This window comes from Bacillus xiamenensis (assembly GCF_000300535.1).
Lineage (GTDB): Bacteria > Bacillota > Bacilli > Bacillales > Bacillaceae > Bacillus > Bacillus xiamenensis.
The window spans coordinates 23,068-42,635 of sequence record NZ_AMSH01000008.1; the positions used below are offsets into that span (position 1 = coordinate 23,068).

General features: G+C 42.0%; 16 protein-coding genes, 1 pseudogene and 1 other annotated feature. Of the genes and pseudogenes, 4 read left to right on the forward strand and 13 right to left on the reverse strand.

All coding sequences use genetic code 11. From position 1 onward, the window contains the following. Nucleotides 1-861: 861 nt before the first annotated feature. Together BA1_RS04910 and BA1_RS04915 are read right to left on the reverse strand one after the other, a co-directional pair. Nucleotides 862-1,431: a cysteine hydrolase family protein gene (locus BA1_RS04910; RefSeq protein ID WP_008356348.1), complete on the reverse strand. Its 570-nt coding sequence runs from the start codon at nucleotides 1,429-1,431 to the stop codon at nucleotides 862-864. A 252-nt stretch (nucleotides 1,432-1,683) separates the two neighbouring features. Beyond that, nucleotides 1,684-2,262, reverse strand: coding sequence for an esterase/lipase family protein (locus BA1_RS04915; protein ID WP_420196184.1), 579 nt, complete (start codon nucleotides 2,260-2,262; stop codon nucleotides 1,684-1,686). A 267-nt stretch (nucleotides 2,263-2,529) separates the two neighbouring features. Between BA1_RS04915 and BA1_RS04920 the strand changes: the two are divergent. Further along, nucleotides 2,530-2,886: pseudogene (locus tag BA1_RS04920) on the forward strand (antibiotic biosynthesis monooxygenase family protein). A gap of 134 nt (nucleotides 2,887-3,020) precedes the next feature. Here the strand turns inward: BA1_RS04920 and tyrS are convergent. Both tyrS and acsA read right to left on the reverse strand, forming a co-directional pair. Continuing rightward, nucleotides 3,021-4,289, reverse strand: a complete 1,269-nt coding sequence (tyrS, locus tag BA1_RS04925) for a tyrosine--tRNA ligase (protein WP_008356358.1) — start codon at nucleotides 4,287-4,289, stop codon at nucleotides 3,021-3,023. 53 nt (nucleotides 4,290-4,342) lie between these two features. Further along, nucleotides 4,343-4,579, reverse strand: a binding site (T-box leader). Nucleotides 4,580-4,638: 59 nt separating this feature from the next. Next, nucleotides 4,639-6,363 carry an acetate--CoA ligase gene (gene acsA, locus BA1_RS04930; RefSeq protein ID WP_008356360.1) on the reverse strand — a complete coding sequence of 575 codons (1,725 nt, stop codon included), beginning with the start codon at nucleotides 6,361-6,363 and terminating at the stop codon, nucleotides 4,639-4,641. 155 nt (nucleotides 6,364-6,518) lie between these two features. On the opposite strand from acsA, the gene BA1_RS04935 reads away from it, so the two are divergent. From BA1_RS04935 to BA1_RS04945, 3 genes are read left to right on the forward strand one after another with little or no spacing between them, the layout of a single operon-like run. Further along, on the forward strand, nucleotides 6,519-7,151 hold the full coding sequence (locus BA1_RS04935; RefSeq protein ID WP_008356362.1) for a GNAT family N-acetyltransferase: 633 nt from the start codon (nucleotides 6,519-6,521) through the stop codon (nucleotides 7,149-7,151). Nucleotides 7,152-7,190: 39 nt separating this feature from the next. Beyond that, entirely contained in the window at nucleotides 7,191-7,832 is a 642-nt protein-coding gene (locus BA1_RS04940; RefSeq protein ID WP_008356364.1) for a CBS and ACT domain-containing protein, read from the forward strand. Next, entirely contained in the window at nucleotides 7,829-8,989 is a 1,161-nt protein-coding gene (locus BA1_RS04945; RefSeq protein ID WP_008356365.1) for an acetoin utilization protein AcuC, read from the forward strand. Before BA1_RS04940 ends, BA1_RS04945 begins: the two co-directional genes overlap by 4 nt. A gap of 44 nt (nucleotides 8,990-9,033) precedes the next feature. On the opposite strand, the gene ccpA is transcribed toward BA1_RS04945, so the two are convergent. From ccpA to BA1_RS04990, 9 genes are all read right to left on the reverse strand, one after another. Further along, the gene (gene ccpA / locus BA1_RS04950; RefSeq protein ID WP_008356367.1) at nucleotides 9,034-10,035 is read right to left on the reverse strand and encodes a catabolite control protein A; all 1,002 of its coding nucleotides are present in this window, start codon (nucleotides 10,033-10,035) and stop codon (nucleotides 9,034-9,036) included. Nucleotides 10,036-10,486: 451 nt separating this feature from the next. Continuing rightward, complete coding sequence (locus BA1_RS04955) at nucleotides 10,487-11,563, reverse strand: bifunctional 3-deoxy-7-phosphoheptulonate synthase/chorismate mutase (protein WP_008356369.1); 1,077 nt, start codon at nucleotides 11,561-11,563, stop codon at nucleotides 10,487-10,489. A gap of 534 nt (nucleotides 11,564-12,097) precedes the next feature. After that, the gene (gene ytxJ, locus BA1_RS04960) at nucleotides 12,098-12,421 is read right to left on the reverse strand and encodes a bacillithiol system redox-active protein YtxJ (RefSeq protein WP_008356371.1); all 324 of its coding nucleotides are present in this window, start codon (nucleotides 12,419-12,421) and stop codon (nucleotides 12,098-12,100) included. A 31-nt stretch (nucleotides 12,422-12,452) separates the two neighbouring features. Beyond that, complete coding sequence (locus BA1_RS04965) at nucleotides 12,453-12,923, reverse strand: YtxH domain-containing protein (protein ID WP_008356374.1); 471 nt, start codon at nucleotides 12,921-12,923, stop codon at nucleotides 12,453-12,455. A gap of 26 nt (nucleotides 12,924-12,949) precedes the next feature. Beyond that, nucleotides 12,950-13,369 carry a DUF948 domain-containing protein gene (locus BA1_RS04970; RefSeq protein WP_008356376.1) on the reverse strand — a complete coding sequence of 140 codons (420 nt, stop codon included), beginning with the start codon at nucleotides 13,367-13,369 and terminating at the stop codon, nucleotides 12,950-12,952. A 226-nt stretch (nucleotides 13,370-13,595) separates the two neighbouring features. Then, complete coding sequence (gene murC / locus BA1_RS04975; RefSeq protein ID WP_008356378.1) at nucleotides 13,596-14,894, reverse strand: UDP-N-acetylmuramate--L-alanine ligase; 1,299 nt, start codon at nucleotides 14,892-14,894, stop codon at nucleotides 13,596-13,598. Nucleotides 14,895-15,195: 301 nt separating this feature from the next. Further along, complete coding sequence (locus tag BA1_RS04980) at nucleotides 15,196-17,934, reverse strand: DNA translocase FtsK (RefSeq protein ID WP_008356380.1); 2,739 nt, start codon at nucleotides 17,932-17,934, stop codon at nucleotides 15,196-15,198. 195 nt (nucleotides 17,935-18,129) lie between these two features. Then, nucleotides 18,130-18,735 (reverse strand): YtpR family tRNA-binding protein, encoded by a 606-nt coding sequence (gene ytpR / locus BA1_RS04985; RefSeq protein ID WP_008356382.1) that lies wholly within the window; start codon nucleotides 18,733-18,735, stop codon nucleotides 18,130-18,132. A gap of 16 nt (nucleotides 18,736-18,751) precedes the next feature. After that, nucleotides 18,752-19,564, reverse strand: a complete 813-nt coding sequence (locus tag BA1_RS04990; protein ID WP_034738405.1) for a DUF1444 domain-containing protein — start codon at nucleotides 19,562-19,564, stop codon at nucleotides 18,752-18,754. Nucleotides 19,565-19,568: the final 4 nt, after the last annotated feature.

Here is a 19,568-nt window from a genome sequence, read left to right on the forward strand (position 1 = left end):
TGATTGTTCAAGGATGTCTAGGGTTTTTTGTTTGCGTTCCACCATGACCTAACACCTACAAGATGAAAGCGAATGTATGACAGTGTGTAACAACATCCTTATCCAAAACCTTTCTTCGCAGCATCACCACCATCTCCGCTTCACTATGTGATGGTCATTCCCACATACAAATATTTAGCTGCAATTTGTCTATTGGTACAATGATGATAGATGAAATAAAAAAAGCACCGACGTCTTATCATCTTCTTCTATAGCACTTAGCTGGAGGAATGCATGTTTTTTATATTAGTCATGATTCTCATTCTCTTCGCCTTGTCTATTTTCGCTTATTCTCTTTTAAGAAAAAAACAGATCATAGATGCACCACCAAATGTATTGGCTGCGATGTTGTTCATCTTACTGATCTTTATTTCTCTCTGTTTTGTGATCACAGTTCCAAGTGTCATGCTGTGCATAGTGGCTTTAGGGGGAAACTTTCTTTTTGGAGAATATATAACATATGATTCATTTTTTTCATTGATCTCGTTCTCTTTGTTAGTAGGTGTGATAGTGGTTTTTTTGTCACCTTTTCTTCTATTCATAGGCAAAGGGCTGGCCTATTTATTCAAACTCCCTGCATGGCTGACTTCTGCTTTGGAGTGAATCATTTCTTGGATCGTTTTACATCTCTCTATCAAGTATGTCCTTCACATAAAACTAGTGAATGTATCCATATGGGGACACGGCACATTAATTTTATCTTTCTTTGTCAGCTTTTTATTTATTGGAATTGATCTCATATATTCAGGGATGAAACAGCGAAAACCACCGCTGGATGAACATGCTTAATGGCTTATAACAAAAAAGCGCCTAGATATGATTCTAGGTGCTTTCGCTTGTCCACTTTGTCATCAGCTGTTCTGCTGTCAGGACTGTCGCAAATTCCTCATGCAGTGTTGCAAGTGAGAGGCGATGGATCGTTTCTGGGTCATAATATGTACCAGTTTGATCTGTGAGTCCAAAGGCAGCTACTGCATCCGAAATGAGGTATGTATCAAAGCCTAGGTTTCCACTCATTCTTGTTGTGGTAGATACGCAGTGCGGTGTTGTGAGTCCAGCGATCACGACCGTATCAATCTGGTTTGATCTTAACTGTTCCTCTAAGTTTGTACCTATAAAGCTGCTGTTGACTTTCTTACGTATGACCATTTCTTCATCTAGCGGTTTGGCGATTTCTTTGAAGAGATGCCCTTCATTTGCCGGATGAAATACGGAGTTCGGCTTGTCAGATGTATGCTGAATATGAATGACTGTCCAGCCTTTTTTTCTCCAAAACGTCAATAGACGATTGATATTCTTCTCTGCATCTAGATTATTCCGTTCTCCCCATTTTTCGTGCTCGAACGCCTTCTGTACGTCCACAATAATCAAAGCCTTTTGATTCTTTTGCACAAACGCCCACCCCCGATGATTGTTATTCACTATATGTAGTGTAAAGAATGGTGGTTGATTTGTACATGTTTTTATTCGGCTATGTACGCTGTTTTGTCTGTTTTTGCAGCAAAAAGATAAATCACACACTGGCCATGATGTCATAGATGCTAATGAGCTTCAATCTTTCACATGCCCCGCAAAGCCTATCCCATGGCTTATCTCTAACGACATGAAAAAAGACAGCACATGACGGCTGTCTTTTTTCATTTTTTAATTCGTATTTTGTCCCCCGCCATTCAATCCTTCTTTCACATAGCCTTTGACTTGGCTTGAGGTTAATAGTCCGATATGTCCGACGCCATGGATCCGGACGTTTCTTGCGCCAATTAAGTGAGAGAGGCTGTTGACGACGATGAGATCGGCTGAGCTATAGATCGATGTATATAGGATTTTTTGATTTGGATCGGTGCCTGGTAATGCTCTGAGTGAAACGAGTCCGTTCGCTCCACCTAGTGTGACGACGTTTTCAATTTTATCTCCGCCGTCTAGGTTCTTAATGTAATATAATGTGTTGGCTCCACCCATGCTATGAGCCACAATATCTACTTTTTTAGCGCCCGTTTTGGCTAGTACATCTTTCACGTATCTAGAAAGACGCGGGCCATTGTTCAGGTTATTGCCTGTTTTGTCTATGAAATCGATTGCAAAAAGTTGGTTTTGATCCCATCCCTGTGATACCAAGTACCGTTTGATCGAAGCAAAGTTATAAGATGCACCGCCCATGCCATGTACCATCACAACCGGATTATGCTCAGCCGCTTTGACCTCTTTTGGCTGGATGAAGGCCATTGAACCAATCACTAATGCAAGCGCAATGAGAATTTGCAAACTCCTTTTCTTTAAAACAATCATGTTCATTCCCCCTTATTTTTCTAATACGTCTCTATTTTAAACAAGAAAAATATGACAGAAAAGTGAACAAGGTAATATTTATAAGATCTTTTTATATCACAATAAATAATGAAAAAGCACCTTGGCCTTTTTTAAATTAAAACAAAAAGACTACGAGACTTTCTTTCCTATATAATATGAATAGACAAAAGGAGGTTCTACTAGATGCTCTTCACTCAAACACCTGCACCACCCTACTATGCAGTGATTTTCACATCAAAACGAACAAATGTTGAATAGAAAGAGTACGCTGCTGCTGCTCAAAGAATGGAACAATTAGCGAAAGACTTGGGCGGGTTTCTTGGAATTGAAAGTGTACGAGATGAACACGGGACTGGGATTACTGTGTCGTATTGGGATTCATTAGCAGCAATCAAAGAATGGAAAGAACATACAGCGCACCAGCGTGTTCAAAAAAAGGGGGAAACAGATTGGTACGAATCCTATACGACCCGAATTTACAAGGTGGAGCATGATTACACAAACAAAAATTCACTCCTTGAAAAAGAAGCAAATGAATGAGGCCCTGCAAAATAGTTGGCTCTTTTTAACAGGCGCTTGAACTTGCAGCAGCCTTCATCTTCATTCCTGCTTCTAAAAAAGAAAAGCACCCACATATTAATATTTGAGGTGCATTTCAATGATATATTTGCTATTTATTTATACGTCACAAGGAAGTATTTCTTTTTCCCTCTTCTTAAGACAGTAAATTGGTTTTCAATGCGGTCTTCTGCTGAAAGGACGTAGTCTTTATCGGTTTGTCTCTCTCCGTTGATGTAGACGGCGCCATTTGTGATATCTTCACGTGCTTGACGCTTTGATGGAGACAGCTTTGATTCGACAAGGACATCCACAAGTGTTAATTCTTCTGTGCTGCTTTTCTCCATTGATGGAACATCCTTAAAGCCTACTTTGACTTCTTCCGCTGTAAGAGATTTGATCTCACCTTTAAATAGTGCATTTGAGATGTTAACAGCCTGTTCTAATGACTCGCGGCCATGTACAAGTGTTGTCACTTCTTCTGCTAAACGGCGCTGTGCTTCGCGCTTTTCAGGAGCTGTTTGCACTTTTTCTTCGTACGATGCGATCTCTTCTTTTGATAGGAACGTAAAGTATTTTAAGTATTTCACGACATCACGGTCATCTGTGTTGATCCAGAATTGGTAGAATTCATATGGTGATGTTTTTTCTTTATCTAACCAGATCGCGCCGCCTTCTGTTTTACCAAACTTCGTGCCGTCTGCTTTTGTGACAAGCGGCATTGTCAGACCGAATGCTTTCGCACCTTCTGCTTCAGACTTACGGATTAGCTCAAGTCCAGATGTGATATTTCCCCACTGGTCACTTCCGCCGATTTGCAGCTTACAGTTTTCATTTCTGTAAAGGTTTAAGAAGTCTAACGATTGCAAAATGACGTAGCTGAATTCTGTGTACGAAATCCCTGTTTCAATACGAGAGCTAACGATATCTTTTGCCAGCATGAAGTTTACACCGAAGTTCTTTCCAATATCACGAAGGAACGTGATGACATTCATTTGGCTGATCCAGTCATAGTTATTGACGATGACGGCTGGGTTTTCGCCGACTTCAAAATCAAGAAATTGAGAGAGCTGGCCTTTGATTTTCTCTGACCATTGTTCAACGATTTCTGCCGGGTTTAGTGAACGTTCTGCTTTTTTGAAGCTAGGGTCTCCGATCAGTCCAGTGGCGCCCCCAACAAGTGCAATTGGGTGATGACCTGCTTCTTGGAATCTGCGCAATGTTAAAATCGGCAGCAAGTGACCAATGTGCAGGCTGTCAGCTGTTGGATCGAAGCCTGAGTAAAGCTTGATTTTTTCTTCTGCTAATAATTTTGTCAAACCTTCTTCATCTGTTTGCTGCTGAATTAATCCTCTGAACGCTAAATCTTCCATCAATTGACTCATATCCAAATCTCCTTTATTTACAATTCAACATAAAAAACGCCCCTTCGAATGAACGAAGGGACGATATATATCGCGGTACCACCCTGCTTAAAAGACAAATATCACGTCTTTTCACTTACACTGATAACGGACAGATCCGTTCTTTCACTAATCAGGCAGCATGTATGCCCCTTTTCGTAAAAGCGGTTCGTGAGGGTAATTCGAATATCTCTTTGTACTGACTCGCACCAGCCGTCAGCTCTCTTGAACAGGGAAAGATGATTCTACTGAATCTCAGTCAAAACCTTTGCATATTCAACTAAAGTCATTTTTAACATACTTTTGATATCAAGTCAACTGACGAAGAAACTTAGTCTTCCATTGTGGAAAGGTCACCAGCAGGTAAATTCAGCTCCCACGCCTTTAGTACACGTCTCATAATTTTTCCGCTTCGGGTTTTTGGCAGTTTGTCTTTAAACTCGATTTCTCTTGGTGCCGCATGTGCAGCGAGTCCTTTTTTCACAAATGTACGAATTTCTTCTTTCAGGTCATCCGATGGCTCATATCCGCTTCTAAGCGCAATAAATGCTTTAATGATTTCGCCGCGCACTGGATCTGGTTTTCCAATGACCCCTGCCTCTGCAATGGCCGGATGTTCCACCAGTTTACTTTCCACCTCAAATGGACCGACCCGTTCTCCTGATGTCATAATGACATCATCCACACGTCCCTGGAACCAAAAGTATCCGTCTTCGTCCATATAAGCTGAATCTCCTGAAACATACCAATCTCCTGGCATAAAGTAAGATTCATATTTTTCAGGATTGTTCCAGATCGTATGCATCATGGACGGCCAGCCCTTTTTGATGGCAAGGTTGCCCATTCGATATGGTGGGAGTTCGTTACCGGCATTATCGACAATCGCAGCTTCAACGCCTGGAATTGGTTTGCCCATTGAACCTGGTTTGATATCCATGCATGGGTAGTTACAAATCAGCTGTGCACCGGTTTCTGTCATCCACCATGTATCGTGAATTCGTTTGCCAAATACAGCATCTCCCCAGCGGATAACCTCAGGATTAAGTGGTTCTCCTACACTTAAGACATGACGAAGCGAGCTAAGGTCATATTTTTGAATGAGATCGTCCCCTGCCCCCATCAGCATTCTGAACGCTGTCGGTGCGCTATACCAAACGGTCACCCCAAGTGATTCAATGGTTTCGTACCACGTATCAGGGTTGAACCTGCCCCCTAAAATGACATTTGTTGCTCCATTTAACCAAGGCGAAAAAATCCCGTATACTGTACCTGTTACCCAGCCTGGATCAGCTGTACACCAGTAGACGTCGTCTTCTTTCAGGTCAAGCACCCATTTACCGGTCTGATCTTGCTGCACCATCGCACCATGGACATGCAGCACACCTTTTGGCGTACCGGTTGACCCTGATGTGTAATGCAGCAGATAGCCATCTTTTTCATCCATCCATTCAATGTCGAGTTCCTTTGCTGCGTTTTTAAATGCATCCTCATAGTGAATCGTCCGCACGCCATCGACGTCTTTCTTTTCACCGCCGACTATGACGACTGATTCAAGCTTTGGAAGCTCTGCAAACGGAATCCGCTCAAGCAAATCAGGCGTTGTCACAATCACTTTTGCCTCACTATTTTCTAAACGATCTTTGACGGCACCTTCCATAAATGCCTCAAATAACGGGCCGACGATTGCACCAATTTTGACAGCACCAAGCAGAAGGAAATAGAGTTCAGGCGATCTTGGCATAAAGATAAAAACACGATCTCCTTTTTGCACATGTGCCTCTTCTCTTAATAGATTCCCTGCTTTGTTTGTGTTGATTTTCATATCCCTGAACGTATACTTTTCATCCCGCTGTGAATCTTTGTAGTGAAGCGCCACCTTGTTTTTACGAAACGAGTCCGCATGTCTGTCAATCGCTTCATAGGCTGCATTTATTTTTCCTGTTTCATACCAGGAGAAGTTTTTTCTCGCTTCCTCCCATGAAAAATTTTTGTATGCCTGCTCATAATCATTTAAATGATAGTCCCCTTTTACTGATGGTAGCGTTTCCACTTTCATCAAACAGTCCCCCTTTGCATACGTTTACAATGACTATTATAGTATAGATGACTTTTTTTCTCAATTTTTAAAAAACTTATAGTGAAACCGTTTTAATTCCTGCAAGATTTAAGATAAAATAGAGACGACTCACTAGAATTTGAGGCGGTGGATACGTGGAGCATCCTAAAACTTATTATTCAAAAACAATTGAGCACGAAACAGGCACCATCCTGATTGAAGGCCCGGTACCTGCATCAGAGCTTGCGAACTATACGTTTCATGAAGGACTAACGGCATTTCGCACGCCTGAGGAGCAGAAACAAGCACTTGTGGAAATAGCAGACCTTCCCGAAGGACGTATTATTATTGCAAGAGTGGATGAGCTTGTCATAGGCTATGTCACGTATTTGTACCCTGATCCGCTTGAGCGCTGGTCAGAGGGCAACATGGAGAATTTAATTGAGCTTGGTGCCATTGAAGTCGCTCCTCCATTCAGAGGCTGCTCACTTGGCAAGCATTTACTCGATGTGAGCATGATGGATGAGCAAATGGAGAATTACATCATCATTACAACTGAATATTACTGGCATTGGGATTTAAAGGGGACTAAGAAAAACGTTTGGGAGTACCGCAAAATGATGGAGAAAATGATGAACGCCGGCGGTCTTGTCTGGTTTGCAACAGACGAGCCAGAGATCAGCTCACATCCAGCCAATTGTTTGATGGCACGAATCGGAAAAAATGTGAGTCCTGATTCGATTGAGCGTTTTGATCGTCTTCGCTTCCATCAGCGCTTTATGTATTAGCATTCCATTCGTTTTTTTCGGCAAAGGGGATTGGTAAACATGATGATTGAACAAATTATGGAGCGTGATGTGATCACGCTGCGAAAAACCGATACGATTGAAGAAGCCATTCAAAAAATGAATGCGCATCACATTCGGCATATTCCCATCGTATCTAATCAAGGCTCTGTCATTGGGATGGTGACAGATCGGGATATTAAAAATGCCAGTCCAAGTATTTTCGAAACAGAAAAAAGGCAGCTTTTTATTCAGAGGCCAGTTGAAGAGATTATGGTGTTAGAGACGATTACCGCTCATCCGCTTGATTTCGTTGAGGAGATTTCGAGCGTCTTCTTTGAGCACGGCATTGGCTGTCTACCAGTTGTCAGACGCGGTAAGCTTGTAGGCATTATCACGAAAACAGATTTACTTCGTACGTTTGTCAGACTGACAGGTGCAGACCAGCCGGGGTCACATTTAGAGGTTGAAGTGGAGCAAGTGACAGAAGGTCTTGCAGACATTACGGCCATTTTAAAGGAGCAGCATATTCAATTGCTGAGTGTACTCGTGTACCCGCATGCCAATGAAGCCTCTAAAGTGCTCGTCTTTCGCCTTCAGACCATTCATGCAGATCATGTGACGAAGCTGATTCGTGCAAAAGGCTATCAGGTACTCTGGCCTATGGAGCAGACGATCAAATGAAGGAAGCGGCCTTTGTTTTTTCACCATCTTTTCAAACGTACCAGTTTCATCAAGACCATCCATTCAATCAGCTTCGTGTCTACTTAACATACGACCTTCTTCAAAAAATGAAGGCGTTATCGGATGATGAGATTGTCGCCCCTCGTATGGCGACGCTGGAGGAATTAAAGCTCGTCCATACAGCAGACTATATTCAAGCAGTACAGCGGGCAAGTGAAGGCAAACTGTCTACAAGAGACGGTGAACGATACGGTCTTGGCACTGAGGATACACCGATGTTTGAAGGGATGCATGAGGCGGCTTCTCTCCTTGTTGGCGGAACATTAACCGCGGTTGATCAAGTGATGCTTGGGCATTCACAGCACGCACTCAATCTTGGCGGCGGGCTTCACCACGGATTTAAAGGGCGTGCATCTGGATTTTGTATTTATAATGACAGCTCTGTGGCCATTCAATATATTCAAAAGAATTATGGCGCAAGGATTTTATATATTGATACGGATGCTCATCACGGTGATGGTGTACAGTTTAGCTTCTATGATGATCCAGAGGTATGTACTGTATCCATTCATGAAACGGGACGCTACTTATTCCCTGGAACTGGACAAGTACAGGAAAGAGGCCATGATAAAGGCTATGGCTATGCGTATAATATTCCGCTAGATGCATTTACAGAAGATGAATCGTTTCTAGAAGCATATCGAACAGCAGTGACTGAGATTGCTGCTTTTTTTAAACCAGATGTGATTTTGACGCAAAATGGAGCGGATGCTCACTATTATGATCCTTTAACTCATTTATCTGCCACGATGAAAATATATGAGGAAATTCCTAAACTTGCCCATGAGCTTGCACATCAATATTGTGATGGCAAATGGATTGCTGTGGGTGGAGGTGGATATGATATTTGGCGTGTTGTTCCAAGAGCGTGGAGTCGCATTTGGCTTGAGATGAAAGGCATCACACCGCCGGCTGAACTTCCTCAGGAGTGGATTCAGGCATGGAATAAGCAATCGCCTGTCCCCCTACCATCAACATGGGGAGATCCTGATGATTTGTATCCACCGATTCCAAGAAGAGCAGAAATCACAGAAAAAAATACACAAACGGTAGAAAAAGCACTCATGCCTGTTAGAAGAGAGAGGAAAAATGCATAAAAAAGAAGCAGGCTGTCACTGATGAGGTGAGCCTGCTTTCTTGTTTATTTCGTTGATTGTCTTTCTTCGATTCTGTGTGGCAGTTCGACAATTTGGTCTTCCACTTGTTCTTTGTTCATCAGCTTTGTCAACAGTCTCATTGCGACAGCACCAATATCATATGTCGGCTGAACAACCGTTGTCAGCTGAGGGCGCACCATGAGAGAAAGTCTGGTGTTATCAAAACCAATCACTTCTAAATCTTCAGGGATGGATACGCCTCTGTCCTGCGCCCCGTGAATCACACCTAGAGCCATCTCGTCAGTAGCTGCAATAACAGCTGTCGGCTTGTCAGATTGGTCAAGCAGATTATCCAAAGCGTCAATTCCAGAATCATAAGAGTAATCACCTTCAGCGACAAGCGCTTCGTCAAACGCAATGCCCGCTTCTTCAAGCGCACGCTTATAACCAGCAAGCTTTCTTACAGAGTTAATTGGTTCTGACAGTGGGCCAGATACGAAGGCAATTCGTTTATGTCCTTTTTCAACTAATAGCTGAACGGAATCATAAACGGCCTGTTCATAGTTAATGTTGACAGATGGTGTTTGTGCCTGCTCTTCAACAGATGCTGCAAGAACAATTGGTACAGGAGAGCGCTTAAATTCTTCCACATGCACATCTGTGATGTTTCCACCCATAAAGACAATTCCATCCACTTGTTTGCCAAGCATTGTATTTAACAAATGAAGCTCTTTATCAGTATTTTGGTCTGAGTTGCTCAAAATGATGTTGTACTTGTACATTGTCGCGATATCTTCAATTCCTCGTGCAAGCTCAGAATAGAAGATACTAGAAATATCAGGGATGATGACCCCAACAGTCGTTGTCTTTTTACTTGCGAGACCTCGCGCGACTGCATTCGGACGGTAGCCAAGACGATCAATCGCTTCAAGCACCTTTTTTCTTGTTGTTGGTTTTACGTTCGGATTACCATTCACAACGCGTGATACCGTTGCCATACTTACATTTGCTTCTCTTGCTACATCATATATTGTAACATTATTCACATAAATCACTCCTTCAAATACACTTCATATCTATAGCATTCACCAATTGGGTAGAGACATATCAGATACGAGGAAAATAATATCCTATTTGTCATTAAAACGATGAAAAGAGACACATAATTTTTCAATCTACATCAAAATGACATTCTTTTATGAAATTATACACGTTTTTTCATCATATGAAAACGTTCCCTTTCTTTTTATAACTAAATTAAACAAACTTTCATGCGTTTGTTATCTGTAAATTGAATCATATTTCATCAAAAGTCATCGTGAATGTCAGCTATGACAATGATCTTAGCAGATTTTGCCGAATTTTAAAAATGAAAACATTGTGAACAAGCGATGTTTAAGCTTGCAATGTGCTTTCTTCCTTTCATTCCCAATCTCCACCGTATTTTCTCCATAAAAAAACCGCCGGGCTGTCATCCGGCGGTATTTCTACCTATGATTATGCGTGAATGTTGACAAGTGGTCTTAACGCATCTAACCATTTTTCGAATTGAGGGATATCCATTTGCTGCGCTGAATCAGATAGGGCAACAGATGGATCAGGATGTACTTCTGCCATCACACCGTCTGCTCCAATTGCAAGCGCTGCTTTAGCTGTTGGAAGAAGTAGATCTCTACGTCCAGTTGAGTGCGTCACATCAACAAAGACTGGTAAATGTGTCTCTTGTTTCAAGATTGGCACAGCAGAGATATCTAGTGTATTTCTTGTCGCAGTTTCGTATGTGCGGATTCCGCGCTCGCAAAGGATGATTTGGTCATTTCCTTGTGCGATGATGTATTCAGCTGCATTGATGAATTCTGAAATTGTTGCTGCTAGACCGCGCTTTAAAAGAACTGGCTTTTTCACAGATCCGGCTTCTTTTAATAGCTCGAAGTTTTGCATATTACGGGCACCAATTTGAATCACATCAATATGCTCGATGGCTTCTTCAATATGAGCTGGGTTGACGATTTCACTAATCACAGCAAGACCGTATTCATCCGCTACACGCTTTAGAATCTTTAGACCGTCTACGCCAAGCCCTTGGAAGTCGTATGGACTTGTGCGAGGCTTAAATGCGCCGCCGCGAAGAAGTTTTAGTCCCTGTTGTTTAGCTGCTGCCGCTACTTCTGCGACTTGTTCGTAGCTTTCAACAGCACATGGGCCAACGATGAAGCGTTGTTTTCCATCACCGATCGCTTCTCCATTGATGTTCACGATTGTATTTTCTGGTTTTTTCTTACGAGAAACAAGAAGTGCTTTGCTGTGGTCATCTTCTTGAAGCTCTAGACCTGCTTTGAAAATTTCTTTGAAAATATGCTGGATGGTTGAATTTTCAAATGGGCCATCATTTTCTTCAATAATTTGGTTCAGCATTGTGCGCTCTCTGACAGGATCATAACGGTTGACACCTTGCGCTTCTTTTGCCTTTCCAATTTCTTTTACAATATTTCCTCTTTCATTGATCAATTTTAAGATTTGAAGATTCAGTTTATCTGCTTGCTGTCTCAATTGTTCCAATTCATTGTTGCTCATTTTTGTCATCCTTTCCTCTGCCCGCTCTCGCTTTTTATTTTTGATCTCTTATAATAGGGTTTATTATAAACAAAGATTTCGGAATTGTCACGAAAAAATTCTTTATTACCCAAACGCTTTTAAGTGATAAAGTATTATGTGTAAGATTATAGCATACTTTTGATGCAAGTAAACCTTTTTTATAAAAAAAACGTCAGCGGTTGCTGACGTTTTAGCGTGTAGACAAACCCTCGCATTCGGTGTCAGTCCTGCGTACCGGTAATCAAGAATGTAAAATTTGATAAGAGCAGGTAATAATCTTTATTTTATTCGTCAGCGGTTGCTGACGTTTTAGCGTGTAGACAAACCCTCGCATTCGGTGTCAGTCCTGCGTGCCGGTGCTCACGAATGTCACATTTGCTCCGCGCCGGTACTCCTCCTTCCTAGACTGCAAAGGTTTTCTATCACACTAAAAAGAAGACAAAGGGCTAAAATAAAGATCATTTTAGCCCTTTGTCAACAATCTGAAACGTCAGCGGTTGCTGACGTTTTTCTTTACATATTATGTTCAAGCGCTTCTTGTGTAATGCTTGAGTGAGATGCATGCCATTTTACTTTTCCACCGCTAAAGATAAGTGCCTGCGGGCTTTCGTGCTTAACGCCTGACTTTTCAGCCACATAAGACGAAAGCTCTCTTGTGTTTTGAATTTGCAAGTAATACGTCGGCACGTCTTCATGAGCAGACGCAAATGCTTCAAACTCTTGAAAAGCAGCTTGGCTGATTGGGCATGTCAAACTGTGCTTAAAAAAGACAAAGGTTCCGTCTTGATTCGTTAGTTGATCAAATTGTTCTTCTGTTTCGATAAGTTGCTTTGACATGATGTGCTCCTTCCTCACTTCAAACAGCGAGTTAGCTTTTAGTCGATTGTTCTACTTTTTCTTTGACATCTTTGATGCCTTCTTCAATGTCTGATTTTGCTTCTTGTGCTTTTTCTTTTGCTTCGTCTGCTGCTTCTGACGCTTCACTTGCAATTTGAGCTGCAGCATCTTCTGTTTCACTTTTCACTTGATTAGCTTTTCCAGCTGCACGCTCTTTTATGTCTTTCACTTTGTCTAAAATCTGGTTCGACTGCTCCGCCACCAGCTGAGAGAATTCAGATGTTTTATCTTTCGCAATCGTCACATATTCCGTGCCTTTTTCCTTCGCATCTGTTGTGAGTCGATCTGTTTTTTCTTTTAAAGCATTCGCTTGGGTGTTCAAATCATCGCGAAGCTCTTTCCCTGACTTCGGTGCTAAAAATAATGCGGTTGTTGCACCAATAATGCCACCGATAAGTGTTCCGATCAAAAAGTCTTTGCTATTGATTCCGTCTTTGCTCATGATTATTCCTCCTATGCGAATATGATTTATTTTTGGTGTTTACGCTGTTTCCATTTTTTATAAATTTCAAGTGCTGCGTTACTCCAGTTTACCACATCCGTGACTTTCTCTTGATTCCTTTCAACGGACGAAGAAACCGCTCCAGCTGCCTGCTTTATGCTTGTATTAAATTGGTTGATCGAGCCGCCAATTCCCTGCACCGCATCCACAACTGTGCTTAGTTTTGCTGATTTGTCTTGAATATCTTCTGCGAGCTGATTCGTCTTATGTAGCAGCTGTGTTGTCTCTGTGGTGATGCCTTGCATCTGTCCTTCAAGACCTTCTAAAGTTGATGCGACATTCTTTAATGTCAGCTGTAAGGATTTCAATGTTTTGGACAAGTAGATGACAAGAATGAAGAACGCAATTGCAATGAGTGCAACGCTTAAATAAAGAATAATAATCATCTGATACCTCCTTTGCTGCGGGCATATTCAGTTCAATACCCTCTCGTTGTATCATTCAAACATCGCCTAGAATGACCGATTGAATAATAATTCTACACTTATTCGCCGATTCCTGTCCACAGCGATCGAAAAAAAGCGGCACATCTTGACACATTTAGCCCCTTTGTCACATTTTATTCAAAATAAAAAAAGTGCCGATTGAAACGGCACTTTGATGTCGATACATTTATACAGCAACTTTCTCATAAGCACGCAGATATTTTTGAATATCTCCTGCTCCCATAAAAATCAAAATCGCATTTTCATGCGCTTTCAGCACAGTTGTATCGTCTTCTTCGATCAATTGAGCTTGCGGAATTTTTTCTCTTAAATCTTCAATGCTGAGTTTCCCAATGTTTTCACGAGCTGAACCGAAAATATCACACAGATATACATAGTCCGCTTTCTTTAGGCTGTCAGCGAATTCAGTTAAGAATTGCTGTGTACGTGTGAACGTATGCGGCTGGAAGACAGCGACAATATCACGGTCTGGATATTTCTGACGAGCTGCTTCAATCGTGACCTCAATTTCAGTTGGGTGATGCGCATAATCGTCAATTAAGACCTGCTCACCGACTACTTTTTCATTAAAGCGTCGTTTCACACCGCCAAATGTCGTTAAAGCACCTTTAATGAGTTCTGCATCAATGGCTTCATAGTGACATAATGCAATCACAGCTAACGAGTTGAGAACGTTATGATTTCCATAGGCAGGAATGTAGAAGGTATCGTAAAACGTATTACGTACAAATACATCAAATGTGGTGCCTTCTGTATTTTTCACAACATTACGTGCTTGGAAATCATTTTCTTCATTGAATCCGTAGTACACAACAGGTACTTTTGCTTGAATCTTGAGCAGATGCTCATCGTCTCCGCAAGCGATAATGGCTTTTTTCACTTGAAGCGCCATGTTTTGAAACGCATCAAACACATCATCGATATCCGAGAAATAATCAGGATGATCAAAATCAATATTTGTCATGATTGCATAGTCTGGGTGGTAGCTGAGGAAATGTCTGCGGTATTCGCATGCTTCAAATACAAAATACTCGCTGTTTTCTTTCCCCATTCCAGATCCATCACCGATTAAGTACGAGGTTGGCTTTGCCGATTGCATCACATGTGCCAGCAGGCCTGTTGTCGATGTTTTACCATGAGCACCTGTAATCGCAACGTTTGTGAATGAATCCATGTATTCTCCAAGAAATTTATGATAACGAATGACAGGTATCCCTTTAGAAAGGGCACGCTCGATTTCAGGGTGTGTATCTGGGAATGCATTACCTGCAATCACCGTCATCCCCGGCTGGATATTATCTGGGTTAAATGGAAGAATTTTGATATTTCGTTCTTCTAATGCTTTTTGAGTAAAGATGTATTTTTCGATATCCGATCCTTGGACAGTATATCCAGTATCATGAAGAATTTGGGCCAGCGGACTCATACCTGTCCCTTTTATTCCAACAAAATGATAAACAGTCATAATTGTACCTCCAACAAACGTCTATCTGACTTACAGTATATGACGCTCATTTCAATTTGCAACTTGTGATTTTTGTCTCTAGCTGATCACAGATCGCAGCTCCAAATAAAGATTTTTTCCGATCTTCCTATTCTAATCAATATTAACTATGATTAGTATCCGACAACTTTCCCATTTCTAACACCTGTTTTCGCTTATTTCACTTGAAAAGCGGTTAGACAGGCATGCAAAAAGCGTCCAATTCCAAAATTGCACCTATGTGCTATCATACCATGTTTATCAAAAAAATGAAGTGGTTTGTTTAGATCAATTGTTCTAAGTCACTTAGTGTCATGAGGACTTCTCTTGGCTTACTGCCTTTTGCGCCAGAGATCATTCCTTCACGTTCCATCATGTCAATCAATCTCGCTGCACGATTGTAGCCAATTCTAAATCTTCTTTGCAAACTGGATGTACTGGCACTATTTTGCTCGATGGCAAACCGGCACGCATCCATAAACAATTCGTCTTCGTCTGTAATGGCAGAGCCTTGGAGCATTAATTCCTCCTGTTCAAAAAGGAACACGGGCTTGCGCTGTTTTCTTACATGCGCTACAACTTCATCAATCTCTCGGTCTGATACAAAGTTCCCTTGCAGCCTCGTCGGCTTGCCTGAGCCATTTTCTAAGAAGAGCATGTCTCCTTTGCCGAGAAGCTTTTCTGCACCTGCCATGTCAATAATGGTTCTTGAATCGACTTGACTAGAAACAGAAAACGCAATTCTTGTTGGGATGTTCGCTTTAATGAGTCCAGTGATGACATCAACTGACGGTCTTTGGGTCGCAATGAGTAAATGGATGCCGCAGGCTCTTGCTTTTTGTGCAATCCGGCAAATGCTTTCTTCGACTTCATTTGGTGCAACCATCATTAAATCAGCCAGCTCATCAATGACAACGACGAGATACGGCAGCTTTTCACCCATTTGTTTTTCTTTTACCAGTTCATTAAATCGTTTGATTTCTCTCACACCGGAGTGTGCAAACAGTTCGTAGCGTCTTTCCATTTCATCTACTACCCATTTCAGAGCAGCTGTCGCTGTCTTGGCATCGGTAATGACTGGGCTCACAAGATGCGGAATGTGATTATAAGGCGCTAGTTCAACCATTTTAGGGTCGATTAAGAGCATTTTCACTTCATCTGGTGAGGCTTTAAACATTAAGCTCACTAAAATGGTATTTATACAGACACTTTTTCCAGAACCTGTTGCTCCCGCAATTAAGCCGTGCGGCATTTTTTGCAAATCAACGACAACTGGCTGACCTGAAATATCTAATCCGAGCGCTGCTGTTAATGGAGATGGATTGTCTCTAAATGCACTGCTTCTGATCATTTCTCTTAGGAAGACCATTTTGCTGTGCAGGTTCGGCACTTCGATACCGATCGTGTTCTTTCCTGGAATCGGTGCTTCGATTCGAATATCCTTTGCAGACAAACTAAGTTTAATATCATCTGACAGGTTTGTAATTTTGTTTACTTTCACACCTGGTTCAGGATGCACTTCAAATCTTGTGACAGACGGGCCTTGTGTGACATGAACCACACTTGCTCTGACATTGAAATTTTTCAGCGTTGCATTGAGCAGTTCTGCCCGTTCTTTTACCCATGTTCCGTCCTCTTCTTTTTGAGCTGGCGGTACGTCTAGAAGGGCTAGGCTTGGAAAAACATATCCATGTGCATCTGCGGTTTTCTTCTGCCCTTGCACGCGCTGGTCACTTTTTAGCATCATGACGTTAAAAGGAACAGTGGAGGTTTGACCGCTTGAGCGCCTTGGTTCTGGTGATGATTGCTTTGGTACTTCACGCTTATCTTCATGCGTTTGTTCCTGCTGCTCTCTTTGATTTATGGCGATGCCAGCCTGTTCAGAGGCAGTCAGTTCATCTGTTACTTGTTCTGCCGGCAGGATTTCATCCTCATCTGCGATCTCATCTTCTGCCATAGCATGACCTTCTTGCACATCCTGTATGATCATTGGCTCAGCTTCTTCAAATTCTGCTGCTATAGCGTCTTCTTGTTTATCTTCTAGTGAAGATGTCTCTGCATCCTCCATAGCTATATCTTCTACTACCGCAGTTTCTTCTACTGGGCTGTCTATTTCCATTTCAATCGCTGACGGTGTGTTTTCAGCTGTTTCAAATGTGAATGTTTCTTTTCCCTCCGCATCACCTTCAAGCGGATTCAGCTCGTCTTTTTCTTCTTGTTTGACGGTGACGAACTGTTCTTGCCCCATCTCTACCGACTCTTCGTATGCTTCAGCTTGCTCCATATGTAAGAATGCTTCCTGATCGTCTTCGGCCTGTGACAAAGCTTGCTCTTGATCCTCTGTCTCACTAAAAGGCTCGTCATATAAACGTTCCATCGTTGATTGAACGTGATCTTGATAAGCGAGTTCCTCTTGCAAAGTATGCGGCGTCGTGACAGATTGTTTCTCTACTTTTTCTTCTGTTGGAGCTGACACCAAGTCTTCCATACGTTGTTCTTTTCGTATAGACGGGATGTTCATTTGCTGTCTCACATTCCGCTCACGCTCTGCCTCTTCTGACAGCAGTGTGACACGCTGTGACGTTTCTTCTGCTGACTTCATTTGAACAGAGGCAGCTTCTCCTTTGGCTTCTGTGCGTTTTGGACGCATATCCTGATGGTAGCCATAGATGGGTGAAGGGATTTGCTCTGGTTTAAATGGCTTTTTGTTGAGATCAGGCTGCACCGTTTGTTTTGGCTGATTGGTCGTCTGCTTTGCCTTTGGCCGGCTCTGACGCGGGCGCCTTCTTTCCTGCTGCTTCGCTCCCTCACGCGCAGGTTCATCTGGAACAAGAGGAAAGCGGAAGTTCCCTTTTGGATATTCATAATACACTTTTGTATCTTCAATTTTTTTATATTCTTTATTTTGTTCAAAAGCTGACTGCTTTGGCGCAGCCGGACCTGCTTCCGGTCTCTCAGCTTTTTCTTCTTTTTTTTCTTCTCCTAAAAACACACTGAAAAATTTATCTAACCAACTCATCATTTATCACTCACTTTAACTCCCCTTACGTTTTCTTGGGCGATTTTTAGTATACCATTGCTTTTTCATGCAGAAAAGCAAGAAAAGTGCCACTCCTTGCTGTTCGTGCTGTATGGAGATGAAAAAAAGTCACTAAGTACGTACTTAGTGACTTTTGGTATAACACATTCTTCGCTCATATGTGCCCGTTTATGGGAGTTAAACTTCAAAGGGTTCGCCGGCTTGGCGGCTGCCTTCTAGTACAAGAATTCCTTTTTCAGCAGGCGCATTTGGAATGTCTAATTCTTTTGCTGAACAAATCATTCCGCTTGAAGGGACACCTCTTAGTTCAGCATCTTTGATGACCAAACCGCTAGGCATCACTGCGCCGACCTTTGCAACCACGACATATTGACCTTGGTCGACGTTTGGTGCACCGCAAACGATTTGTAATGTTTCATCGCCAACATCGACTTGGCAAATATTTAATTTATCTGCATTCGGATGTTTTTCCTTTTCCTTCACATAGCCCACAACAAACTTTGGTGATAGATCGACAGTTAATGTTTCACTGACACCGTTGCGGTTTAAAATTTCATTGATATCTTGAACAAGTGTTTCAGAAAGCGGAACAGATCCGTTTTCTTCAATTTTCATGTAAGTAGATGCGTTGAAGATATTAAAGCCTGTTGTTTCTTTTGTTTCTTGATTGAAAATTCTTACGACATCTCCAAACGTCTCATGACCTACTTCTTCTCTTGTGACATCTTTCAATGAAATAAGGAGTGTGTCGCCTACACCTTCTGCATTATAAAAAACATTCATTCGTCAAAATTCCCTTCTACTGCTGTTTTGGTCTGCTTTTTGCAAGAATAAAGATCGGTTCAAGCTTGCCCTCGTCATATAAAAATGACAATGCGGTAATTGGGACTGTGCCGCTAGCGAAGAAGCTCATCGACATTTGTCCTAAAATATCATAGCCTGATTCGTTGCGAACATCTGCAATGATGAACACATCCTGATGGGGAACAGAAATGGCCATCTGCCCCTCTATTTTTTGCGCATATTCTTGTAAAATTGATTCATTTAGTATTCTGCTTGCATCGTACCCGTCATTTGCACGGAAGAAATAAAAACGGTTGCCAGCAACTTCATCCATTTTCACTACCGTTTCAAGCGAGCGGACGTTGAAGCTTGCGGTTTCCCTGATTCGCTCTTTTGTCCAGTTTTCCTTTTGAAGCATCTTCTCGTCAATTAATCTGTAGGTGCTCCCAAGGTCAAGTGCATAGTAGATTCTTGTTTCAGCTGTATGCTCATCAAAAACGAGCGGCGTCTCATCACTTGATGTCTCTGGAAAGGAGGTTGAACGAATGACCGGATAAATCTGCTTCTCTTTGCCTGTTATGTGCTGCGCTTCGCCTTTCATTGCACTTAGTGCCTCTTTCACATAATAGACGATCTCATCCAGGGTTTCATCAGGCTTTACTTCCCACTTCGCAATAATCGGCGGAAGCTCAAGTGTGATGCCTTTCCCTGTTTGTTTATCTTCAATACGAAGCGTATCTTTTTCCCGGTCAAACTGGTGTGTCCAGCTGTCACTCGTCAGACGGCTTTTCAATTGATTGGCAAGCTGTCTGGATGTCATTTTTGCCATAATA